General features: G+C 58.6%; 17 protein-coding genes and 4 pseudogenes. 18 read left to right on the top strand and 3 right to left on the bottom strand.

Annotated elements, in window-relative coordinates:
• Positions 1-76: 76 nt before the first annotated feature.
• From C8024_RS04045 to C8024_RS04005, 10 genes and pseudogenes are all read left to right on the top strand, one after another.
• The gene (locus tag C8024_RS04045; protein WP_173203043.1) at positions 77-1,309 is read left to right on the top strand and encodes an NADH-quinone oxidoreductase subunit D; all 1,233 of its coding nucleotides are present in this window, start codon (positions 77-79) and stop codon (positions 1,307-1,309) included.
• 115 nt (positions 1,310-1,424) lie between these two features.
• On the top strand, positions 1,425-2,090 hold the full coding sequence (locus C8024_RS04040) for an NAD(P)H-dependent oxidoreductase subunit E (RefSeq protein WP_173203041.1): 666 nt from the start codon (positions 1,425-1,427) through the stop codon (positions 2,088-2,090).
• 207 nt (positions 2,091-2,297) lie between these two features.
• A pseudogene (gene nuoF, locus C8024_RS04035) lies at positions 2,298-3,618 on the top strand (NADH-quinone oxidoreductase subunit NuoF).
• Positions 3,615-4,364 carry a hypothetical protein gene (locus C8024_RS04030; protein ID WP_173203039.1) on the top strand — a complete coding sequence of 250 codons (750 nt, stop codon included), beginning with the start codon at positions 3,615-3,617 and terminating at the stop codon, positions 4,362-4,364. Before nuoF ends, C8024_RS04030 begins: the two are co-directional and overlap by 4 nt.
• Positions 4,365-4,434: 70 nt before the next feature.
• Positions 4,435-5,121, top strand: coding sequence for a hypothetical protein (locus C8024_RS04025; protein ID WP_173203037.1), 687 nt, complete (start codon positions 4,435-4,437; stop codon positions 5,119-5,121).
• Positions 5,121-7,134 (top strand): annotated as a pseudogene (gene nuoG, locus C8024_RS04020) (NADH-quinone oxidoreductase subunit NuoG). The gene C8024_RS04025 and the pseudogene nuoG overlap by 1 nt, the downstream one beginning before the upstream one ends.
• A complete protein-coding gene (locus C8024_RS22485; RefSeq protein WP_302051591.1) occupies positions 7,131-7,256 on the top strand; it encodes a hypothetical protein in 126 nt (41 codons plus the stop codon). Before nuoG ends, C8024_RS22485 begins: the two are co-directional and overlap by 4 nt.
• Positions 7,253-8,311, top strand: a complete 1,059-nt coding sequence (gene nuoH, locus C8024_RS04015; RefSeq protein WP_173203035.1) for an NADH-quinone oxidoreductase subunit NuoH — start codon at positions 7,253-7,255, stop codon at positions 8,309-8,311. Before C8024_RS22485 ends, nuoH begins: the two co-directional genes overlap by 4 nt.
• The gene (gene nuoI, locus C8024_RS04010) at positions 8,308-8,793 is read left to right on the top strand and encodes an NADH-quinone oxidoreductase subunit NuoI (RefSeq protein ID WP_173203033.1); all 486 of its coding nucleotides are present in this window, start codon (positions 8,308-8,310) and stop codon (positions 8,791-8,793) included. Before nuoH ends, nuoI begins: the two co-directional genes overlap by 4 nt.
• 147 nt (positions 8,794-8,940) lie before the next feature.
• A complete protein-coding gene (locus C8024_RS04005; RefSeq protein ID WP_100095719.1) occupies positions 8,941-9,555 on the top strand; it encodes an NADH-quinone oxidoreductase subunit J in 615 nt (204 codons plus the stop codon).
• 1 nt (position 9,556) lies between these two features.
• Here the strand turns inward: C8024_RS04005 and C8024_RS04000 are convergent, their stop codons facing one another.
• Positions 9,557-9,724, bottom strand: coding sequence for a hypothetical protein (locus C8024_RS04000; RefSeq protein ID WP_173203031.1), 168 nt, complete (start codon positions 9,722-9,724; stop codon positions 9,557-9,559).
• On the opposite strand from C8024_RS04000, the gene nuoK reads away from it, so the two are divergent.
• The 8 genes and pseudogenes from nuoK (at position 9,707) to C8024_RS03960 (ending at position 18,545) form a co-directional block, all read left to right on the top strand.
• Positions 9,707-10,012, top strand: a complete 306-nt coding sequence (nuoK, locus tag C8024_RS03995) for an NADH-quinone oxidoreductase subunit NuoK (RefSeq protein WP_100095067.1) — start codon at positions 9,707-9,709, stop codon at positions 10,010-10,012. The genes C8024_RS04000 and nuoK overlap by 18 nt on opposite strands.
• Positions 10,013-10,121: 109 nt before the next feature.
• A pseudogene (nuoL, locus tag C8024_RS03990) lies at positions 10,122-12,124 on the top strand (NADH-quinone oxidoreductase subunit L).
• Positions 12,124-13,662: an NADH-quinone oxidoreductase subunit M gene (locus tag C8024_RS03985; RefSeq protein ID WP_173203029.1), complete on the top strand. Its 1,539-nt coding sequence runs from the start codon at positions 12,124-12,126 to the stop codon at positions 13,660-13,662. Before nuoL ends, C8024_RS03985 begins: the two are co-directional and overlap by 1 nt.
• Positions 13,662-15,115 (top strand): annotated as a pseudogene (gene nuoN, locus C8024_RS03980) (NADH-quinone oxidoreductase subunit NuoN). The gene C8024_RS03985 and the pseudogene nuoN overlap by 1 nt, the downstream one beginning before the upstream one ends.
• Positions 15,112-15,825, top strand: a complete 714-nt coding sequence (locus tag C8024_RS03975; RefSeq protein WP_217271979.1) for a biotin--[acetyl-CoA-carboxylase] ligase — start codon at positions 15,112-15,114, stop codon at positions 15,823-15,825. Before nuoN ends, C8024_RS03975 begins: the two are co-directional and overlap by 4 nt.
• A gap of 15 nt (positions 15,826-15,840) precedes the next feature.
• On the top strand, positions 15,841-16,623 hold the full coding sequence (locus C8024_RS03970) for a type III pantothenate kinase (protein ID WP_100095062.1): 783 nt from the start codon (positions 15,841-15,843) through the stop codon (positions 16,621-16,623).
• Complete coding sequence (locus C8024_RS03965; RefSeq protein WP_173203027.1) at positions 16,620-18,260, top strand: ribonuclease J; 1,641 nt, start codon at positions 16,620-16,622, stop codon at positions 18,258-18,260. The genes C8024_RS03970 and C8024_RS03965 overlap by 4 nt, the downstream gene beginning before the upstream one ends.
• A gap of 6 nt (positions 18,261-18,266) precedes the next feature.
• Positions 18,267-18,545 carry a DUF1467 family protein gene (locus C8024_RS03960; RefSeq protein ID WP_100095060.1) on the top strand — a complete coding sequence of 93 codons (279 nt, stop codon included), beginning with the start codon at positions 18,267-18,269 and terminating at the stop codon, positions 18,543-18,545.
• 10 nt (positions 18,546-18,555) lie between these two features.
• On the opposite strand, the gene C8024_RS03955 is transcribed toward C8024_RS03960, so the two are convergent.
• Positions 18,556-19,134: a hypothetical protein gene (locus tag C8024_RS03955; RefSeq protein ID WP_173203025.1), complete on the bottom strand. Its 579-nt coding sequence runs from the start codon at positions 19,132-19,134 to the stop codon at positions 18,556-18,558.
• On the bottom strand, positions 19,131-20,319 hold a 1,189-nt coding region (locus tag C8024_RS03950), incomplete at its 5' end, for a hypothetical protein (RefSeq protein ID WP_173203023.1). The genes C8024_RS03950 and C8024_RS03955, both read right to left, overlap by 4 nt.

The following is a 20,319-nucleotide window of genomic DNA, read 5'->3' as shown; positions in this document are numbered from 1 at the left end:
CTGTCGAAGGACATGGTCTGTCACAAGCTGGGCTTCGACAAGCTCAGCCCGAACGGCATTGTATCGGAGATATCTAATGTCTGACTATCTCGACGAAATGGACCATCTCGCCGACGAATCCGATCCGACGGTCGGCGATCTGGAAATCCAGAATTTCACGATCAACTTCGGTCCCCAGCATCCTGCAGCGCACGGCGTTTTGCGTATGGTGATGGAGCTGGACGGTGAGATCGTGGAGCGCGTCGATCCCCATGTCGGGCTGCTGCACCGCGGCACCGAGAAGCTGATAGAGCACAAGACCTATTTGCAGGCTTTGCCCTATTTCGACCGGCTCGACTATTGTTCGCCGCTGGCGATGGAGCATAGCTATGTGCTGGCGATCGAGAAATTGCTTGATCTCGAGGTTCCGCTGCGCGGGCAATATCTGCGGGTGCTATTCGCCGAGCTGACCCGGATCTGCAATCATATGCTCAACATTGGCGCCCATGTCATGGATGTCGGCGCAATGACGCCCAATATCTGGGTGTTCGAAATTCGCGAACAGTGCATGAATTTTTTCGAGCGGGCCAGCGGCGCGCGGATGCACAGCGCCTGGTTCCGGCCCGGCGGCGTCCATCAGGATGTGCCGCTGAAGCTGCTCACCGATATCGCCGACTGGCTCGACGAGTTCCCGACCCTGTTCGACGATGCAATGAGTCTGGTGGTCGGTAACCGCATCTTCAAGCAGCGCAATGTCGATATAGCCACCGTGTCGCAGGACGATGCAATCCGCTGGGGCTTCTCCGGTCCGGTGTTGCGCGGCAGCGGCGTCGCCTGGGACCTGCGCAAGTCGCAGCCTTATGACGTCTACGACCGGATGGATTTTGAAGTGCCGGTTGGCACCAAGGGCGATTGCTATGACCGGTTCATGGTGCGGGTCGAGGAAGTGCGCCAGAGCGCGCGGATCATGCGCCAGTGCCTCAATGAAATGCCCGATGGCCCCGTCGCCTCCACCGACCGCAAGATCGTCCCGCCCAAGCGCGCCGAGATGAAGCAGTCGATGGAAGCCTTGATTCATCACTTCAAACTCTACACCGAGGGCTTCCACGTCCCCGCCGGCGAAGTCTATGTCGCGACCGAAAGCCCGAAGGGCGAATTCGGCGTCTATCTGGTCAGCGACGGCACCAACAAGCCCTACCGCTGCAAGATCCGGCCGACCGCGTTCAGTCATCTGCAGGCAATGGATTTCATGACCAAGGGCCATATGCTGCCCGACGCCACCGCCATTTTGGGCGCGATTGATGTCGTGTTCGGGGAGTGTGACCGGTGAAGTTACGCAATTCACATAACGTCATTGCGAGGAGCGAAGCGACGCGGCAATCCAGAGCCTCGCGCGCAGACGCTCTGGATTGCTTCGCTACGCTCGCAATGACGGGAGTAAGATAATGGCCGAAGCACCAACCATCCCCGAGGAAATCGAAACCCGCGCGAAGTGGGGTGATTTCGCTTTCACGCCGGAAAACGAGAAGCTGGCGAAATGGCAGATCGCGAAATATCCGGCTGGCCGCCAGAAATCGGCGGTCATGGCGCTGCTCGACCTTGCCCAGCGGCAGGTCGGTGCGGACACCAAGACGCAAGGCTGGCTACCGGTTCCGGTGATCGAATATGTCGCTGCCTATCTCGATATGCCCTATATGCGGGCCTATGAGGTCGCGACTTTCTACACCATGTATAATCTCGCGCCGGTCGGTCGTTTTCACGTTCAGGTTTGCGGCACCACGCCCTGCATGTTGCGCGGCAGCGACGATGTGATGGCGGCTTGCAAGAACAAGGGCATGGCCAAGGGCAAGACCACGCCGGACGGCCTGTTCACGCTTACCGAGGTCGAGTGCATGGGCAATTGCTCGAACGCGCCGATGGTCCAGATCAACGACGATAATTACGAAGATCTCGACTATGATATCATGACCCGGATCCTCGAAGATCTGGCTGCGGGCAAGGAAATTCCCGTGGGCTCGCAAATCGGTCGCAAGACCAGCGAAGCCGAAGGCGGTCCGATGAACCTGCAGGCGATGGTTGAAGAAAATCACGATTACCGGGGGGAATGGTGATGGATTTTCTGTGAACCGTTTTCCGTTCGTGTCGAGCGTAGTCGAGACACATTGCGCGACAATCGGTCTCTCGACTTCGCTCGAGACGAACGGTGTTGGAAGGGAGCGCTAATGCCATGCTACTCGACGGATATGCAGGCTGGATCGGGCTCGCCGTGGTCATCCTTGGCATTATTGGCGGCCTGTGGGGTCGCTGGAGGAAAAATAATGGCGTTTGATTTCCTTCAGGACAAAGACCGCATCTTCACCAATGTCTACGGTTTCCAGCACTGGGGGCTGAAAGAGGCGCAGCATCGCGGCGACTGGGACAATACCGCCGATATCATCAAGCGCGGCAATGACAAGATTATCGAGGAAATGAAGGCCAGCGGCCTGCGCGGTCGTGGCGGCGCGGGTTTCCGACCGGTCTGAAATGGTCGTTCATGCCCAAGGAAGCGCCCAAGGATAGCCAGGGCAATCCGCGGCCAAGCTTTCTCGTCATCAACGCCGACGAATCCGAACCGGGCAGCTGCAAGGACCGCGAAATCCTGCGCAATGATCCGCACAAGCTAATCGAAGGCGCCTTGATCGCCGGTTTCGCAATGCGCGCGCGCGCCGCCTATATCTATATTCGCGGCGAATATATTTTCGAAGCCAAGGTCATGGAGGCGGCCGTCAAGGAAGCCTATGACGCTGGCCTGATCGGCAAGAATGCCGCCAAGTCCGGCTATGATTTCGACGTCTTCGTCCACCGCGGCGCCGGCGCCTATATTTGCGGCGAAGAAACCGCGATGATCGAAAGCCTGGAAGGCAAGAAGGGCCAGCCGCGTCTCAAGCCGCCATTTCCGGCGGGTGCAGGCCTCTACGGCTGCCCGACCACGGTCAATAATGTTGAATCGATCGCGGTCGTTCCTACAATTCTGCGGCGCGGCGCCAGCTGGTTCGCCAGCTTTGGCCGCGAAGGCAATCACGGCACGAAACTGTTCCAGGTTTCCGGCCATGTCGACAAGCCAGCCGTGTTCGAGGAAGCCATGTCGATCCCGTTCAAGGACATGATCGAGAAACATTGCGGCGGTATCACCGGCGGCTGGGATAATCTGCTCGCGGTTATTCCAGGCGGTTCTTCGGTCCCGCTGGTGCCGGCCGAGCAGATCATGGACGCGCCAATGGACTTTGACGGTCTGAAGGATCTCGGTTCCGGTCTTGGTACGGCTGCGGTCATCGTGATGGACAAGTCGACCGATATCGTTCGGGCGATTTCGCGGCTTAGCTATTTCTACAAGCATGAAAGCTGCGGCCAGTGCACGCCGTGCCGCGAAGGCACCGGCTGGATGTGGCGGGTGATGGAAAAATGCGCGATGGCGACGCGGATATCGAGGATATCGATACGCTCTACGAAGTCACCAAGCAGGTCGAAGGCCACACGATCTGCGCGCTTGGCGACGCGGCGGCCTGGCCGATCCAGGGTCTGATCCGGCACTTCCGTCCGGAGATGGAACGGCGAATCAATGAACATAAAGGCACAGATGTGCTGGAGGCAGCGGAATGAAGACAGCATCATTAATAGTCGGATCCCTCTTGACTTTGGCTCTGGGCGCGCCGTTCGGCAGCCCGGCCCTTGCGCAGGTCGATCCGGACATCCAGCTCGGTTCGAAGATACCGGTCCGTCCGGAGAAGCCCGATCCGGTCAAGGATGGCCTGGTCAGGGACCGCTATGTCAGTTGCGCTTATGGTCCGCACCAGAAGCAGATTGATGGCTTGCTGGCGATCAGCGACCCGTTGACCGTCGATTTCGAAGGCGCAGGTATCGAGGAATCGAAAATGTTCCGCCAGTGGAATATTCGCGAATGTTTTGTCATGCAGGGCGATGCGGTCCAGAGCTCGATCTCTTTCTCTCCGTCGGCCTTCCGCTACATGATGCTGGAAGCAGCCTATTTGCGCGCGCATACCAAAACACCGGTCAATCACGAGAACTGGGTTGCCAAGCCGCGTGACTATGTCACGACCGGCGAAATGTTGCCAACGGCAAAGGCTCTGGGGATCATGTCCGACTGTATTGCGAGCCAGGATCCGGTAAATGCCGACAAGCTGCTTCGCACGGCTTCCGGCACGAAAGCCGAAAAGGAAGCGGCGGTCGCTCTGGTTCCAGCCCTGAGCGCCTGCATCGTTGCCGGCCAGCAGCTGCAGCTCAAGCCTGCTAATATCCGCGGCTTTGCAGCTGACGGAATGTGGCAGCGCTTCGTTGCTGGAGCGCAGACCGCCAGTCAAACTCCTCTGCCAGAGGCGCAGGACTAATGTCTGAATTCACCATATATGAGATGGGATATGGCTACCCGATCAGGTCAGCTGTGCCGGAGGCAGCCGCGTGAAACCGGTCTTTGCATTCATACTCATGGCCATGATGGTAATGGGCGGGGTTGATGGCCCGGCCTATGCGCAATCTTCGCAGGCCAGCGAACGACAGGCTGTTACGCATTTCTGGAGATTTGCCAATTGCGTTGCGAAACATGACCGCCGGCGCGCAGAGGACATTTTAAATGGTGCGGACAACTCGGACGAAAATGTCAGGATGACAAAGTTGCTCGCCACGAAAAACCGCGGCTGTATTCCTGCTGGATCGGAAATGAAATTTTCCGGATCGCTTTTCAGGGCCGCATTGTCCGGTGCATTGCTAAGTCGGAAATACCGCAGTGATGCGGTCGGCGACTATTCTTCTGTCGAGCCCCTCTACCGGGTTACAACATTAGCCGATGGTACGAGCGATGCGATCGTAAAAGACATTGCCCTGAAGCAATTTTCCGAATGTGTTTCCCGGATGGCTCCAGCCAAGACGCTCGCGCTTTTTGGCACAAAGCCTTATTCGAACGACGAGGATGCGGCATTTGCATCCCTGCAAGCTGAAATGAGCCATTGTCTGCCGGTTTCCGAAGGCCAGCAATTCGGTTTCACCCGTCTTGAATTGCGAACGCTTCTTGCGGAAGTCGCTTATGAACTGGATATGAAATTGGCTCTGGGAATGGAAGCAACTGAAACAACCGAGGCGCAAAACTAATGCCTAAAGTCACCGTAGATGGCATCGAGCTGGAAGTGCCGCAGGCGCGACCGTGCTGCAGGCGGCCGAGCTTGCCGGCAAGGAAATCCCGCGTTTCTGTTATCATGAGCGGCTGTCCATCGCCGGCAACTGTCGCATGTGTCTGGTCGAGGTCAAGCCGGGACCGCCGAAGCCGCAGGCCAGCTGTGCCTTGCCGGCTGCCGAGGGTCAGGAAATCCGGACCGACAGCGAAATGGTCAAGAAGGCGCGCGAAGGGGTGATGGAGTTTCTCCTGATCAACCATCCGCTCGATTGCCCGATTTGCGACCAGGGCGGCGAATGCGATCTGCAGGACCAGGCCATGGCCTATGGCAAGGGCGGCTCGCGCTACGAAGAGAATAAGCGCGCGGTGACCGAGAAATATATGGGGCCGATCGTCAAGACCGCGATGACCCGCTGCATCCACTGCACCCGCTGCGTGCGCTTTGCCGAGGAAGTCGCCGGCGTCGAGGAAATTGGCGCTATTGGCCGTGGCGAGGGGATGGAGATTACCTCCTATCTCGAAGGCGCGGTGCACAGCGAGCTCAGCGGCAATGTCGTCGATCTATGCCCGGTCGGTGCGCTGACCAGCAAGCCTTACGCTTTTGAAGCGCGTCCATGGGAATTGACCAAGACGCTGGGCATCGACGTGATGGACGGTGTCGGCACCAATATCCGCATCGACAGCCGTGGCCGTGAAGTGCTGCGCGCTCTGCCGCGCGTCAATGATGACGTGAACGAGGAATGGGCGACCGACAAGACCCGCCACGCCATCGACGGCCTGATGAAGCGCCGTCTCGACAAGCCCTATGTGCGCAAGAACGGCAAGCTGGAAGCCGCAAGCTGGAACGAAGCATTCCAGGCAATTGCCGACGTGAACGCGGGCAGTTCTGTTGCGGCTATTGCCGGTGATCTGGTTGACTGCGAAACCATGTATGCGGCGAAAAAGCTGCTCAAGTCGATGAAGTCGGACATGCTGGAAGGCCGCCAGACCGGGCTTTCCTATGACGTCTCCAGTCTCGCCGCGGTGAATTTTAACACGACCATCGCCGGTATCGAAGAAGCGGATGTGATCCTGCTGGTCTCGACCAACCCGCGCTGGGAAGCGTCGCTGGTCAACACACGCATCCGCAAGGCCGTGCGCCAGCGCGGTGCGAAGGTATATGGCATCGGGCCGGAAGCAGACCAGACCTATCCGGTCGAATGGCTGGGCGACGATATGGGCTTGCTGGCGAAGCTGCCCAAGGCGCTTGCCGATGCTCTGAAAGGGGCAGAGAAGCCCGCGATCATTCTCGGCGGTGGCGCGCTCAGCATCGATGGCGCGCATGGCGCGGCGCTCAAGCTGGCTAGCAAATATAAGCTGATACGCGATGGCTGGAACGGCTTCAACGTCCTGCATATCGGGGCCTCGCGCACCGGCGGGCTGATGCTCGGCTATGCTTATGACGGCGGGATCAGGGCGATTGCGGCGAAGAAGCCGAAATTGCTCTTCTCGCTCGGCGCGGACGAGACCGATTACAGCCTCTTCGAGGGCTGCTACAAAGTCTATATCGGCCATCATGGCGATGCCGGTGCCCATGCCGCGGATGTGATCCTGCCGGGCGCGGCCTATACCGAGAAAACGGCACCTATGTCAATCTGGAAGGCCGGGTTCAGCGTTCGAACAAGGCGATCTTTGCGCCGGGAGATGCGCGCGAAGACTGGAGCATCTTGCGGGCTCTGTCCGATGTGATGGGCAAGACGCTGCCGTTCGACAGTTTTGAAGAATTGCGCGCCAATATGGCCAAGGACCATCCCGAACTGGCCGCCGAAGGTCTGGTGACGCTCGAATGGTCGCCGCCAACCGGCTTGCCCGACAAGCCAACAGGGCACGGCGTCCATCCGGTCAAGGATTTCTACCTGACCAACAGCATCGCCCGCGCCAGCGCGACCATGCAGCGCTGTTCCGCGGAACTGCTGCACGCCGATGACGAGATTTTGGAGGCGGCGGAATGAGTGATTTTGGTGATTTCGTCATCCCAGCGCAGGCTGGGATCCAAACCAAGCTCGGTTCTCTCTCGATAGTCGGGCTGGACCCCAGCCTTCGCTGGGGCGACAATATGGAGGTGTCGGCATGACAGAATATCTCCAAACCACCTTCCTCGGCGCTGAACTCGGCTGGTTCGTGGCCACGCTGGCGCTGATCCTGCTGATCGCTCTGCCGCTGATGCTGGCCGTCGCGATGATCATTTATATCGACCGGAAAATCTGGGCGGCGATGGCGCTGCGCAAGGGCCCCAATGTGGTTGGTCCGTTCGGCCTGCTGCAAAGTTTTGCCGATGGCCTGAAAGTGTTCCTGCAGGAAACGATCATTCCGTCGAGCGCCAACAAGGGCCTGTTCCTGCTGGCGCCGATCATCACCTTCACCGTGGCCCTGCTGGCCTGGGCGGTGATCCCGTTTGGCGATGGCATGGTGCTCGCCAATATCAATATCGGCTTGCTCTATATTCTCGCGATCAGTTCGCTGGGTGTTTACGGGGTGGTTATCGCCGGTTGGGCGAGTAACTCGAAATATCCGTTTTTCTCCGCCATGCGCGCCGCCGCGCAGATGATTTCTTATGAAGTCTCGATCGGCTTCATCCTGATCTCGGTGGTATTGTTTGCCGGGACATTCAATCTTTCCGATATCGTGCTTTCGCAGGAAGGCCATATATTCGGTCTCGTTAATGCCTATGGCCTGAACCCGCTCTTGTTCCCGATGGCGGTTGTATTCCTGATCGCCTCGATGGCGGAAACCGCGCGGCACCCGTTTGACCTGACCGAAGCGGAAAGCGAATTGGTTGCCGGTTACCAGACCGAATATAGCTCGATGTCATTCGCTCTGTTCTGGCTCGGCGAATATGCCAATATCCTGCTGATGTGCGCGCTCAACGCGATCCTCTTCTGGGGTGGCTGGTTGCCGCCGCTGGATGTCGACTGGATCCCGTGGTTCGATATTCCGGGCATTGTCTGGCTGTTCGGCAAGATGTTCTTTTTCTTCTTCATCTTCAGCTGGGTGATGGCGACGGTTCCGCGCTACCGCTATGACCAGCTGATGCGTCTGGGCTGGAAGATATTCCTGCCGCTTAGCCTGCTCTGGGTGTTCCTGGTCAGCGGCTATGTGATGATTGACAAGTTTGGATTGCCGCTATGAGTATTGCACAAACCATCAAGGCCTTCACGCTTTGGGAATTTATCGGCGCGCATTTGCTGACGCTGAAATATTTCTTCAAGCCGAAGAAGACGATCAACTATCCCTATGAAAAGAACCCGATTTCGCCGCGGTTCCGGGGGGAGCATGCGCTGCGTCGCTATCCCAATGGCGAGGAACGCTGCATCGCCTGCAAGCTGTGCGAAGCGGTCTGCCCGGCGCAGGCGATCACGATCGAGGCCGAACCGCGCGAAGACGGTTCACGCCGGACCACGCGCTATGACATAGACATGACCAAGTGCATCTACTGCGGTTTCTGTCAGGAAGCCTGTCCGGTCGATGCGGTCGTCGAGGGGCCGAATTTCGAATATGCGACCGAGACCCGCGAAGAGCTGATTTACGACAAGTCGAAGCTGCTGGAAAACGGCGACAAATGGGAGCGGGCAATCGCGGCAAACCTTGCCGCCGATGCGCCTTATCGGTAATGGGCGGGGGAACACGGGGATTATGACAATTTCACACGATTCTGACATACTCGTCATCCCAGCGAAGGCTGGGATCCAATCCAATATATGCTCTTCCACCATAGGCGGGTTAGGCCCCAGCCTTCGCTGGGGTGACGGAGTGGGAATATAATGCAAATATTCGCTTTCTATCTCTTCGCATCCATCGTGCTTGCCAGTGGTGCCATGTGCATTTTCTCGCGCAATCCGGTGCACAGCGTATTGTGGCTGATCCTCGCCTTTTTCAATGCGGCGGGGCTGATGCTGCTGGTTGGCGCGGAGTTTATCGCGGCGCTGCTGGTCATTGTCTATGTCGGCGCGGTCGCGGTGTTGTTCCTGTTTGTGGTGATGATGCTCGACATTGATTTTGCTGAGCTGCGCGCGGGTTTCATGAAGAACCTGCCGCTCGGTCTGCTGCTGGCGCTGGTGCTGGTGGTCGAGATCATCTTCGGCGTCGGAACCTGGCAGTCTGCGGGCATGGGCGAGGCCACCGCTGCGGTCGGTCTGCCGGAAGGCGCGCCGTCTAATATCGAACAGCTCGGCGCCTTGCTCTACAGCAAATATGTCTTCCTGTTCGAGGCCGCGGGCATGATCCTGCTGGTCGCCATGGTCGGCGCGATCGTGCTGACCCACCGCACGCGTGGTGGCGTCCGCAAACAGAATATCGCCGATCAGGTCGCTCGCCGGCCCGAAGACGCGACCCGCAACACACAACCCGAAGTCGGCAAGGGAGTGGAACTGTGATTCAGAATCTATCGGCTTCATCCACCGTTCGTCCTGAGCCTGTTGAAGGACCCGGTTCGTCGGTAAAATCGCGTTCCGAAAACTGTGCTTCGACAGGTTCAGCACGAACGGATTTTCTTTCCGCCAGATATTCAGCAGCCGGGGATATGTCATGATCGGTATCGAACATTATCTCGTCGTCAGCTCGATCCTGTTCGTGATGGGCATGCTCGGCATTTTTCTCAATCGGAAAAATATCATCATCATCCTGATGGCGATCGAACTGATCCTGCTCGCGGTGAATCTCAACTTTGTCGCGTTCAGCGCCTTTCTCGGCGATATGACCGGGCAGATATTCGCCATGTTCGTTCTGACCGTGGCGGCTGGCGAGGCCGCCATCGGGCTGGCCATTCTCGTGATTTATTTCCGTCAGCGCGGCACCATTGCCGTCGATGATGTCAACCGGATGAAGGGGTGAACATGAGTTCGTCTAACAATACCGTTCGCCCTGAGCCTGTCGAAGGGCAGGTTTCGCGCACGCCGTCCATATTTCGACAAGCTCAGCACGAACGGCTCCGGGGGCAAGCGTGAACAGTATCACCCTCATAGTATTCCTGCCGCTGTTGGCAGCGATTGTCGCAGGGTTCGGCAATCGCGTGATCGGCAATGTGCCGGCCAAGATCGTCACCACGGGCGCGCTGTTCGCGTCCTGTGCACTCAGCTGGCCGATATTTCTCGGCTTTCTGAGCGGGGCAAATAGCGCCGAAGTTGTGCCGGTCCTGACCTGGCTGATCTCCGGCGACCTGCAATTTGACTGGGCGCTGCGCGTCGATACGCTGACCGCTGTAATGCTGGTGGTTGTGACCACCGTGTCCGCGCTCGTCCATCTCTATTCATGGGGCTATATGGACGAAGATCCGGACCAGCCGCGCTTCTTCGCCTATCTGTCGCTCTTCACTTTCGCCATGCTGATGCTCGTGACCGCCGACAATCTGGTGCAGATGTTCTTCGGCTGGGAAGGCGTGGGACTGGCCTCCTATCTGCTGATCGGTTTCTGGTTCAAGAAGCCGAGCGCCAATGCCGCCGCGATCAAGGCCTTCGTCGTCAACCGGGTTGGCGATCTCGGCTTCATGCTCGGTATCTTCGGTACATTCCTGGTCTTCGGCACGGTGTCCATTCCGGAAATTCTCGAAGCCGCGCCGGGCATGGCGGGATCGACGATCACTTTCGCGGGCATGCGTTTCGATACGATGACCATCCTCTGCCTGCTGCTGTTCATCGGCGCGATGGGCAAGTCGGCGCAGCTCGGGCTGCACACATGGCTGCCGGACGCGATGGAAGGCCCGACCCCTGTGTCGGCGCTGATCCACGCGGCCACGATGGTGACCGCAGGTGTGTTCATGGTCTGCCGCCTGTCGCCGATGTTCGAGACCAGCGACGTGGCTTTGACCGTTGTCACCATAGTCGGGGCCTGCACCGCGATTTTCGCGGCGACCGTCGGTCTCGTCCAGAATGATATCAAGCGGGTGATCGCTTATTCGACCTGTTCGCAGCTCGGCTATATGTTCTTCGCCGCCGGTGTGGGCGCGTATAATGTCGCGATGTTCCACCTGTTCACCCATGCCTTTTTCAAGGCGTTGCTGTTCCTCGGCGCCGGTTCGGTGATCCACGCGATGCACCACGAACAGGACATGCGCTATTATGGCGGCCTGCGGAAAGAAATCCCGCTGACCTTCTGGGCGATGATGGCCGGTACGCTGGCGATCACCGGTGTTGGCATCTACTGGCTGCACGCGGCTTTGCCGGCTTCCACTCCAAGGACGCGATCATAGAGGCGGCCTTTGCCTCGGGCAGCGAAACCGGCCAGTTCGCCTTCTTCATCGGCGTGCTCGCGGCGCTGCTGACCAGCTTCTACAGCTGGCGCCTGATGTTCCTGACCTTCTGGGGCAAGCCGCGCTGGATCCAGTCCGAGCATATCCAGCACAGCGTGCACAAGACACCCGAAGAAGCCGGCGCCGACCAGACCGGTGGCTATCACCCGCATGAAAGTCCGTTATCTATGCTGATTCCTCTCGGCGTTCTGTCCGTCGGTGCTGTCTTTGCCGGCTTTGTGTTCAGCCATGCCTTCATCGACGATGGCGCGTTCTGGAACGGATCCATTGCCTATGACGCCGGCCTGATGCACGCGATGCACGAAGTGCCGCTGTGGGTGAAATTGTCTGCTACGGTGGCCATGCTCACCGGTCTCGTAACCGCCTATTTCATGTATTTCCGCGGAACCGACCGGCCGGCAAGACTGGCCGCGACCTTCAGCCCGCTGTACAATTTCTTCTTCAACAAATGGTATTTCGACGAGCTCTACAATCTGATCTTCATCCGCCCCGCCTTCTGGCTGGGCCGGAAATTCTGGAAGACCGGTGACGAGGGCACGATCGACCGCTTCGGCCCCAATGGTATCGCTTCGGTGATCGCCAGCGGCTCCGGCGTGATGAAACGCTTCCAGAGCGGCTATCTCTACAGCTATGCGCTTGTCATGCTGCTCGGTCTGGCGGCCGCAGCGACCTGGATTATCGTGCAGGGAGCCAGCTAATGAACCAGCTCGATTTTCCGATCCTGTCGCTGATGATGGGCCTGCCGATGCTGGCAGCAATCATCTGCCTGTTCCTCAACGCGCAAGCCGCGCGCTGGCTGGCGCTGGTGACGACACTCGTCCTTTTCGGCCTCGGCGTGGTTCTCTGGGCCAATTACGATATCGGCGGTCCGCAGTGGCAATATGTCGAGCGGTCTGATCTGTTCGGCAATTTCGCCTGGGCGCTCGGCATCGACGGCATTTCGATGATGCTGATCATGCTCACGGTCTTCCTGATGCCGATCTGTATCGGTGCCAGCTGGGAATCGATCCAGACGCGGGTCGGCGAATATATGGCGGCTTTCCTGTTCATGGAGGTGCTGATGATCGGCGTCTTCGCAGCGCAGGATATCTTCCTCTTCTACATCCTCTTCGAAGCCGGCCTGATTCCGATGTATCTGATTATCGGCATCTGGGGCGGTGCGAACCGGATTTACGCCAGCTATAAATTCTTCCTCTACACCTTGCTCGGATCAGTGGTGATGCTGATCGCGATGCTGTGGATGGTGCAGGATGCCGGAACCAGCGACATTCCGACCCTGCTCAACTATGATTTCGCGCCCGAGGCACAGACATGGCTCTGGCTGGCCTTCTTCGCCAGCTTCGCGGTCAAGATGCCGATGTGGCCGGTCCACACCTGGCTGCCCGACGCGCACGTTCAGGCACCGACCGCCGGTTCGGTCATATTAGCTGGCGTATTGCTGAAAATGGGCGGTTATGGCTTCCTGCGCTTCTCGCTGCCAATGTTCCCCGAAGCATCCGAACAGTTCATCTGGCTGGTCTTCGCGCTGTCGATGGTGGCCGTGGTCTACACATCTCTCGTGGCGCTGGTGCAGCAGGACATGAAGAAGCTGATCGCTTATAGCTCGGTCGCTCATATGGCGATTGTCACGCTCGGCCTGTTCGCCTTCAACCGTCAGGGCATCGAGGGCGCGGTCATCGTCATGCTGAGCCATGGTCTGGTGTCCGGCGCGCTCTTCCTTTGCGTTGGTGTCATCTACGACCGGCTGCATACGCGTGAAATCGACCGCTACGGCGGGTTGGCGATCAACATGCCGAAATATGCGATTCTCTTCATGCTGTTCACCATGGCGTCGATTGGCCTGCCGGGAACCAGCGGTTTTGTTGGCGAATTTCTCTCACTGGTCGGCCTCTATAAGGTCAACAGCTGGGTTACGCTGGTCGCCACCACGGGGATCATCCTCGGCGCCGGCTATATGCTTTATCTTTATCGCCGCGTTGCCTTCGGCGAGCTTGTTCACGAGGACGTCAAGGCGATGCCGGATCTGTCCGCGCGGGAAATGGCGCTGCTCGCGCCAATCGCTGCGGCGGTAATGTGGATGGGTGTCTATCCCGAAAGCTTCATGGCACCGATCCGCGGTGACGTCGGCGCGCTGGTTGCGCGTATTGATCGCGCGGCTCCGGAAGGCGATGCGCAGCTTAAGATGGGAGAGGCCAAGGCCGTCACCCAGGACCATGTTCAAGGGGAGGCCCACTGATGGATATCGGAAATTCCCTGTATCTGGTTGCACCGGAAGTATTTCTCACGATCTCCAGCCTGATCCTGCTGCTGGTTGCCGCCTGGGGCGGTGAAAAATCCGCGCGCCTGATAACGATATTGTCGGCAGCGGCGCTGTTTGGCGCATCGATCCTGTTGATGGTTCTGGCCCATATGCCCGAATTCAAGGATGGCGTCTTCGCCTTCGACGGCCAATATCGCATGGATGCCTTCGGCAGCACCGCGAAATTCCTGATTTATCTGGCCGCGATCGTCTCGCTGATGGTTGCGCCGCGCTTCTTCCAGGCCGGCGGAAAATATCGCCCGGAATATCCGATCCTGATCCTCTTTGCCTGCGTTGGCATGGGGATGATGGTCTCGGCGACCGACATGATGACGCTCTATATCGGTCTCGAACTGAACAGCCTGTCGGCTTATGTTCTGGCCAGCTTCATCCGCACCGACGTGCGCTCTTCCGAAGCGGGTCTGAAATATTTCGTGCTGGGCGCGTTGGCCAGCGGCATGCTGCTCTTCGGCATCTCCCTGGTCTACGGTTTTGCCGGTTCGACCAGTTTTGCGGTGATTGGCGATACGCTCAGCGGTGATCTGTCTACCGGTCCGCTGATCGGTCTGGTGCTGGTCCTGTCGGGACTGGCGTTCAAGATCAGCGCGGTGCCGTTCCACATGTGGACGCCGGACGTTATGAAGGCGCGCCGACACCGGTCAGCACCTTCTTCGCCAGCGCGCCGAAAGTCGCCGCAGTGGCGCTGACCGCGCGGGTCATTATCGACGCTTTTGGCGGCCAGACCTCGGCCTGGCAGCAGATCATCGTCTTTGTTGCGCTCGCCTCGATCATCCTCGGTGCGGTTGCCGCGATCGGACAGCAGAATATCAAGCGGTTGCTGGCCTATAGCTCGATCAACAATGTCGGCTTCCTGCTCATCGGCCTCGCTGCCGGTACGCCGGAAGGCATTTCGGCGATGATGTTCTATCTCGCCATCTATGTCGCGATGACGCTGGGCAGCTTTATCTGCGTACTGGAAATGCGCGACAAGGACGGCCGACCGCTGGAAAGCCTCTCGAGCCTCGCCGGACTGTCGCAGACGCGTCCCGGTCTGGCTGCGGCTTTTGCCGTGTTCATGTTCTCGCTCGCCGGTATCCCGCCGCTCTTCGGTTTCTGGGGAAAATTCCTGGTCTTTGATGCAGCTGTTGCTGCCGGCATGTTGCCGCTCGCAGTGATCGGTATCGCCGCATCGGTGATCGGCGCCTTTTACTATATCAAGGTGGTCAAGATCATCTATTTCGATGATCCATCGGGCGAGATTGTCGCGACCGGGCACAAGACCGAAAATGGGCTGATTGCGCTCATGGCATTGTTTGTCTCTCCGCTTGGCTATTTGGCAATCCCGTTCATGGCGCCGATTACCAACGCCGCCGCGGCGTCGCTTTTCTGACTATATTCGTAGAGACTGTTGCCGAAACCGCATCGACCAATGCGGATGTCAAGGCGCTGGCCCTGACCGGCAGCGCGCCGGAAGGATTCTGGTTGCGCGCGGAGACACAGACCGGCGGGGTAGGGCGCCGGGGCCGCAAATGGGAAAGTCCGAAAGGCAATCTCTTCTGCAGCACCGTCGTGCATATGCGACCGGGTGATCCGGAGCCGTCCTCTTTGTCTTTCGTCGCGGGACTGGCGGTTCACGCCGCCATTCGTCATTTTCTGCCGGACGTGCCGATGCTGCTCAAATGGCCCAATGATGTGCTCGTATCGGACGCCAAGATCTGTGGCATATTGCTGGAGCGGGTGAAGGAACAGGTGGTGGTCGGCATCGGCGTCAATGTCGCGCAGGCCCCGCAGGTCGAGGGACGGGCCGTGACCAGTCTGAAAGAGGAAGGCGCGGTCGTGGACGCCATTGACTTTCTTGACCAGCTGTCGAGAGAATTTGAAAATTGGGTAAAGCTCTGGCGCGAAGCGGGTCTGGCTCGCATATTGAGGGAATGGGAAGCGCTGGCGCATCCGGTCGGAATGACCGTGACGACCAGCGACGATGGTGGTGACAAGATCAGCGGCGAATTCGCCGGACTGACTGTCGACGGCGCGCTGCGCTTGAGAAAAGCCGACGGAACGCTTATCGCAATACGCGCCGGTGATATTTCCATCGGATAAAGAGAAGAGTCGCTTATGCTATTGGCCATAGACGCCGGAAATACCAATGTCGTGTTCGCCCTGTTTGATGGCGACGACATTCGCGCGCGCTGGCGGATCGCCACCGATGCCCGTCGCACGGCGGACGAATATGTCGTCTGGCTCAGGCAACTGCTGGAGCTGGAAGGGCTGGAGCTGGGCGCTGTCGATGCGGTGATCATCGGCACCGTTGTCCCGCGCGCGCTGCATAATTTGACCGTTCTCTCGGAAAAATATTTCGGTGTCACTCCGCTTGTCGCGGGTCGTGGCGCCGCCCATTGGGGTATCGCCCTGGATGTCGAGCAGCCCGACAGCGTCGGCGCCGACCGCGCGCTCAATGTGATCGCGGCGCACCAGAAATATAAGCAGGATATCGTGATCATCGATTTCGGCACGGCGACCACATTCGACGTGGCCGATTATGAGGGCGCCTATAAAGGTGGCGTGATCGCGCCCGGCATCAATCTGTCGCTCGACGCGCTGGTCGGAAAGACCGCACAATTGCCGCGTATCGCGCTGGAATCGCCGGAAGACGACAATGTGATCGGTACCACCACCGAAAGCCAGATGCTGATCGGCATTTTCTGGGGCTATGTCGCGATGATCGAAGGGCTGGTGGCGCGGACCAAGGCGCAAATCGGCCGCCCGACGAAAATCATTGCTACCGGCGGACTGGCCGTACTTTTTGACGAACATACAGATGTATTTGACCATCTGGAATCGGACCTGACTCTTCAGGGCCTGCATTTCCTCTATCAGCGAGCAACACACGCTTCATGACAAAAGCTAAAAAAGAACTTCTCTTCCTGGCCCTTGGCGGTTCGGGCGAAATCGGCATGAACGTCAACCTCTATGGTTGTGACGGCAAATGGGTGATGGTCGATCTCGGTATGACCTTTGCCGATTCCAGCTATCCTGGGATCGACCTGATCCTGCCCGATCTCGAATTTATCGAGAAAAACCAGAAGGACCTGCTCGGTATCGTTCTGACTCACGGGCACGAGGATCATATCGGCGCGGTTCCCTATTTTGCCGCTGATCTGGATGTGCCGTTGTTCGCGACGCCTTTCACGGCGGGCCTGATCCGTCGCAAGCTGGAAGAAGTCGGCCTGCAAAATGATGTCGAACTGAATATCATCCCGAATGAAGGCAGTTTTGATCTCGGGCCGTTCGGCTTCCGCTATCTGCCGATCGCGCACTCTATTGCCGAGGGCAATGCGATGCTGATCGACACGCCTTATGGCCGGATTTTCCACACCGGTGACTGGAAGCTGGATGACGAGCCGGTGCTTGGCGTGCCGTCCACTCCCGAGGAATTGCAGAAAATAGGCGACGAGGGCGTCCTCGCGATGGTTTGCGATTCGACCAATGTCTTCAACACCAATGCTTCCGGTTCGGAAGGCGAAGTCCGCCGCAATCTGATGCGCGTGGTCGACGAGATAGACACCCGCGTCGTGGTCACGACCTTTGCTTCCAACGCCGCCCGGTTGCAGACCTTGGGCGAGGTTGCCATCCACGCGGGCCGCAAGCTCTGCGTGGCCGGCCGCTCGCTCGACCGGATCATCGAAAATTGCCGCGAAAACGGCTATCTCAAGGACTTCCCGCCGACCGTCGACTTTCAGGAAGCGATGAGTCTGCCGCGCGACAAGGTCATGATCATTGCAACCGGCGGGCAGGGTGAGGCGAGGGCGGCTTTGGGGCGGATCGCCGGCGACAGCCACCAGATCAAGCTCTCAGAGGGCGATCATGTGCTCTTCTCGTCCAAACAGATTCCCGGCAATGAAATCGCCATTGGCCGGATCCAGAACCAGCTGGCGGCCAAGGGCGTCGTCATGATCACCGAGCGCCAGGAGCATATCCACGTCTCGGGCCATCCCGGACAGCCGGAGCTGGCGCAAATGTATGACTGGATCAAACCGGAAATACTCGTCCCGGTCCATGGCGAAATCCGTCACATGAAAACCCAGGCCGCATTCGGCCTGCAGCACGGCATTCCAAAGGCCATATTCCAGCAGAACGGCGATGTCGTGCGACTGGCACCCAATGGCCCGAAAATCCTCGGGCAGGAACGCACAGGGCGTCTTGTCGTCGATGGCGACGTGATCATTCCGGCTGACGGCAAAACCTTGAACGACCGGCGCAAGACCGCGCATAACGGGATGATTTCGGTCGCCATCGGTCTCGATCACAAGGGCAAGATATTTGGACAGCCCGTGCTCAAAATGCACGGCGTGCCGCTCGAGGAAGACGAAGAGGATTTTCTCGACGAGGTCGTCGACAAGATCGTCGGCAAATATAGCAAGCCGGTCGGCGATATCGACAAGTTCAATGAAGCGATCCGTCTCTTGGTCCGTCGCAGCGCAACCGAGTGGACGGGCAAGAAGCCGATTGTTTCGGTGCTTACCGTGGAGGCGTAGCAGGCTGTGGAACCCACCTCGATTCTGGCGATTTACATATTGTTCTGGGTGACGGCAGCCTTCATCGTGCTGCCCATCGGCATCCGCAACCATCATGAATCCGGTGTCGAGATGGTGGAGGGACAGGCGGACGGAGCGCCGGCCAATTTCCGGCCGTTGCGCGTGTTGCTGATGACCACCTTGCTGGCGACGGCGGCTTTTGGCTTATTCTATCTCAACTATGCCAATGGCTGGATCACGCTCGACACGATCGATATTTTCAACAGCCGGGAGCGGATGCGCTAGGCGACCGATGCTAGTTGCGCAGGCGCTCGATTGCCTGGGCCAGCGCCACATAGAGCTTGCCGACATCTGATGACAGCAGGGTCACGCTGACCGCGCTGCCGTCACGGGTGGCGAGCACGCCGCGCAGCATCGCCTCGAAATCGTGGATATAGCGGTTCACATGTTCGCGGAATTCGTCATTACCCGAATATTGGGCAAGGATTTCGCGTACTTCCCGGTTGTCGAGCAGGCGAACCGCCCGCCGCGTGAAGATGCCGCGATCGCCTTTCAGATAGGCCGCCCATTCGGTGTCGGTAACATCGTTCGACAGGATTTTCCCGACATCGATCGAGATGGAATTGAGCGATTCCGTAAGCTGCGCCACCCGCCGGGTGAAATTCTCGTCGCTGCTCTGCTCGGCCTTTTCCCGGGCGAAGAGGATGCGCTGTTCCAGCTTGGTGGTCATGTCCTCGATCGCCGCCAGCTGATCGGTGAGATGCGCAGCGGTCGACTGGGTCGTCACCACCGCGCTCGAAACCGCCTGTTCCAGCTTCGGAGCAATCGAGGCGATCTTGTCGTCGATGATCCGGTTCAGCGCCTCTTCGCTCATTTTTCGAATGTTTCGGTTGAACCCGCGATAGAATTCTCGAGCGCCTGGCGCGAATGTTCGGAAGCCTGCTTGGCGGTCTCTTTCACTCGCAGCAGCGCGCTGATCATTTTCTCGCCCGCGCTTTCGGCCAGCGATTCATTCTGTTCGCGCACGGTCTCTATGGCCTTAGCAATATCGTCGATCTGTGCGACCAGCGATGTGCTGGTATCTTCACCCTTGTCGCGCAATTTGCCCAGCAGTTCCTGTTGTTTGGTGATCGAATGGTCGGTCTGGGCCACCTGCTGGGCAACCCTGCCGGCATCTTCCTGTGCCTTGCGAGCTTCGCGGGCGATCTGGCTGTACAGCGACAAGCTTTCCTGCGATTTTTCCGATACCCGTTCGAAAGCCGTCGGCAGGGTCTCGTCCATTTCCCGGGCGCTGCTGTCGAGCGCGACGAGCAATTTCTCCATCCGCTCGATCATCCCGTCAGCCACGGCATAGCCGCTTTCCAGAGACTGTTTCAGAGCATCGCTATTCTGCTCCATGGCGGTCATGGCAAAGGCCAGCTTGGCGGTCTTGTCACCGCTTTCATTGTCCAGATTTGCGAGATTCTCGGCAATGTCGGTGATGTTTCGATCGAGCGTCTCGGCGAGGGTTTTTAGCCGGACTTCTTCCTCGTCGGCGATTTTTCCCGCGCTTGCCAACGCGGTTTCCAGCGCATCCAGGTCAGCGCGCATCGCCGATGCGGATTCCGAAGCCTCGGTGGCAAGCTGCGCTCGCGTCTTGTGGATGGCATCGACGGTTTCCGCCGTGGTTTTCCGCATCAGGGTCGCCAGCTGGTTCGATCCGGCTTCTGCTTCCTGCAACTGCTCGGTGAGGCTGGCCTTGATCCGTTCGGCCTCGACGGCAAGATTTTCGACCGACCGGGTGGACTTGCCGGTCAGGGCGGTGAGGCTTTGCTCGGCCGCGGTGCCGACTTCGCCGATTTTCTTGAGCGTGGCAACCATCGCCGACATTTCGGTCTGGGCGGTGCGTCCGGCATTGCCGATCTGGTTGGTCACATCCTTCGCTGTGTTGATCACCACCGGCAGATGTTCGCGCAACTGCTCGAGATTCTTGTAGGCGGCGCCACCGACATCATCCAGTTTCTGCATCTTGCCCAGCCCGTCATCCAGCGACTTACGGATCAGGCCAGCAGCTGTGGTA

This window comes from Sphingopyxis sp. BSNA05 (assembly GCF_013265645.1).
In the GTDB taxonomy this organism is placed as follows: domain Bacteria; phylum Pseudomonadota; class Alphaproteobacteria; order Sphingomonadales; family Sphingomonadaceae; genus Parasphingorhabdus.
This window is presented reverse-complemented; position numbering and strand designations above follow the sequence as displayed.

Excerpts from the sequence above, each read along its gene's own strand:
- C8024_RS03985 (WP_173203029.1), top strand. The coding sequence starts at position 12,124 with ATGAACCAGCTCGATTTTCCGATCCTGTCGCTGATGATGGGCCTGCCG.
- C8024_RS03970 (WP_100095062.1), top strand. The coding sequence starts at position 15,841 with ATGCTATTGGCCATAGACGCCGGAAATACCAATGTCGTGTTCGCCCTG.
- C8024_RS04030 (WP_173203039.1), top strand. The coding sequence starts at position 3,615 with ATGAAGACAGCATCATTAATAGTCGGATCCCTCTTGACTTTGGCTCTG.
- C8024_RS22485 (WP_302051591.1), top strand. The coding sequence starts at position 7,131 with ATGAGTGATTTTGGTGATTTCGTCATCCCAGCGCAGGCTGGGATCCAA.
- nuoK (WP_100095067.1), top strand. The coding sequence starts at position 9,707 with ATGATCGGTATCGAACATTATCTCGTCGTCAGCTCGATCCTGTTCGTG.
- C8024_RS04045 (WP_173203043.1), top strand. The coding sequence starts at position 77 with ATGTCTGACTATCTCGACGAAATGGACCATCTCGCCGACGAATCCGAT.
- nuoI (WP_173203033.1), top strand. The coding sequence starts at position 8,308 with ATGAGTATTGCACAAACCATCAAGGCCTTCACGCTTTGGGAATTTATC.
- C8024_RS04040 (WP_173203041.1), top strand. The coding sequence starts at position 1,425 with ATGGCCGAAGCACCAACCATCCCCGAGGAAATCGAAACCCGCGCGAAG.
- C8024_RS03965 (WP_173203027.1), top strand. The coding sequence starts at position 16,620 with ATGACAAAAGCTAAAAAAGAACTTCTCTTCCTGGCCCTTGGCGGTTCG.
- C8024_RS03955 (WP_173203025.1), bottom strand. The coding sequence starts at position 19,134 with ATGAGCGAAGAGGCGCTGAACCGGATCATCGACGACAAGATCGCCTCG.
- C8024_RS04000 (WP_173203031.1), bottom strand. The coding sequence starts at position 9,724 with ATGTTCGATACCGATCATGACATATCCCCGGCTGCTGAATATCTGGCG.
- nuoH (WP_173203035.1), top strand. The coding sequence starts at position 7,253 with ATGACAGAATATCTCCAAACCACCTTCCTCGGCGCTGAACTCGGCTGG.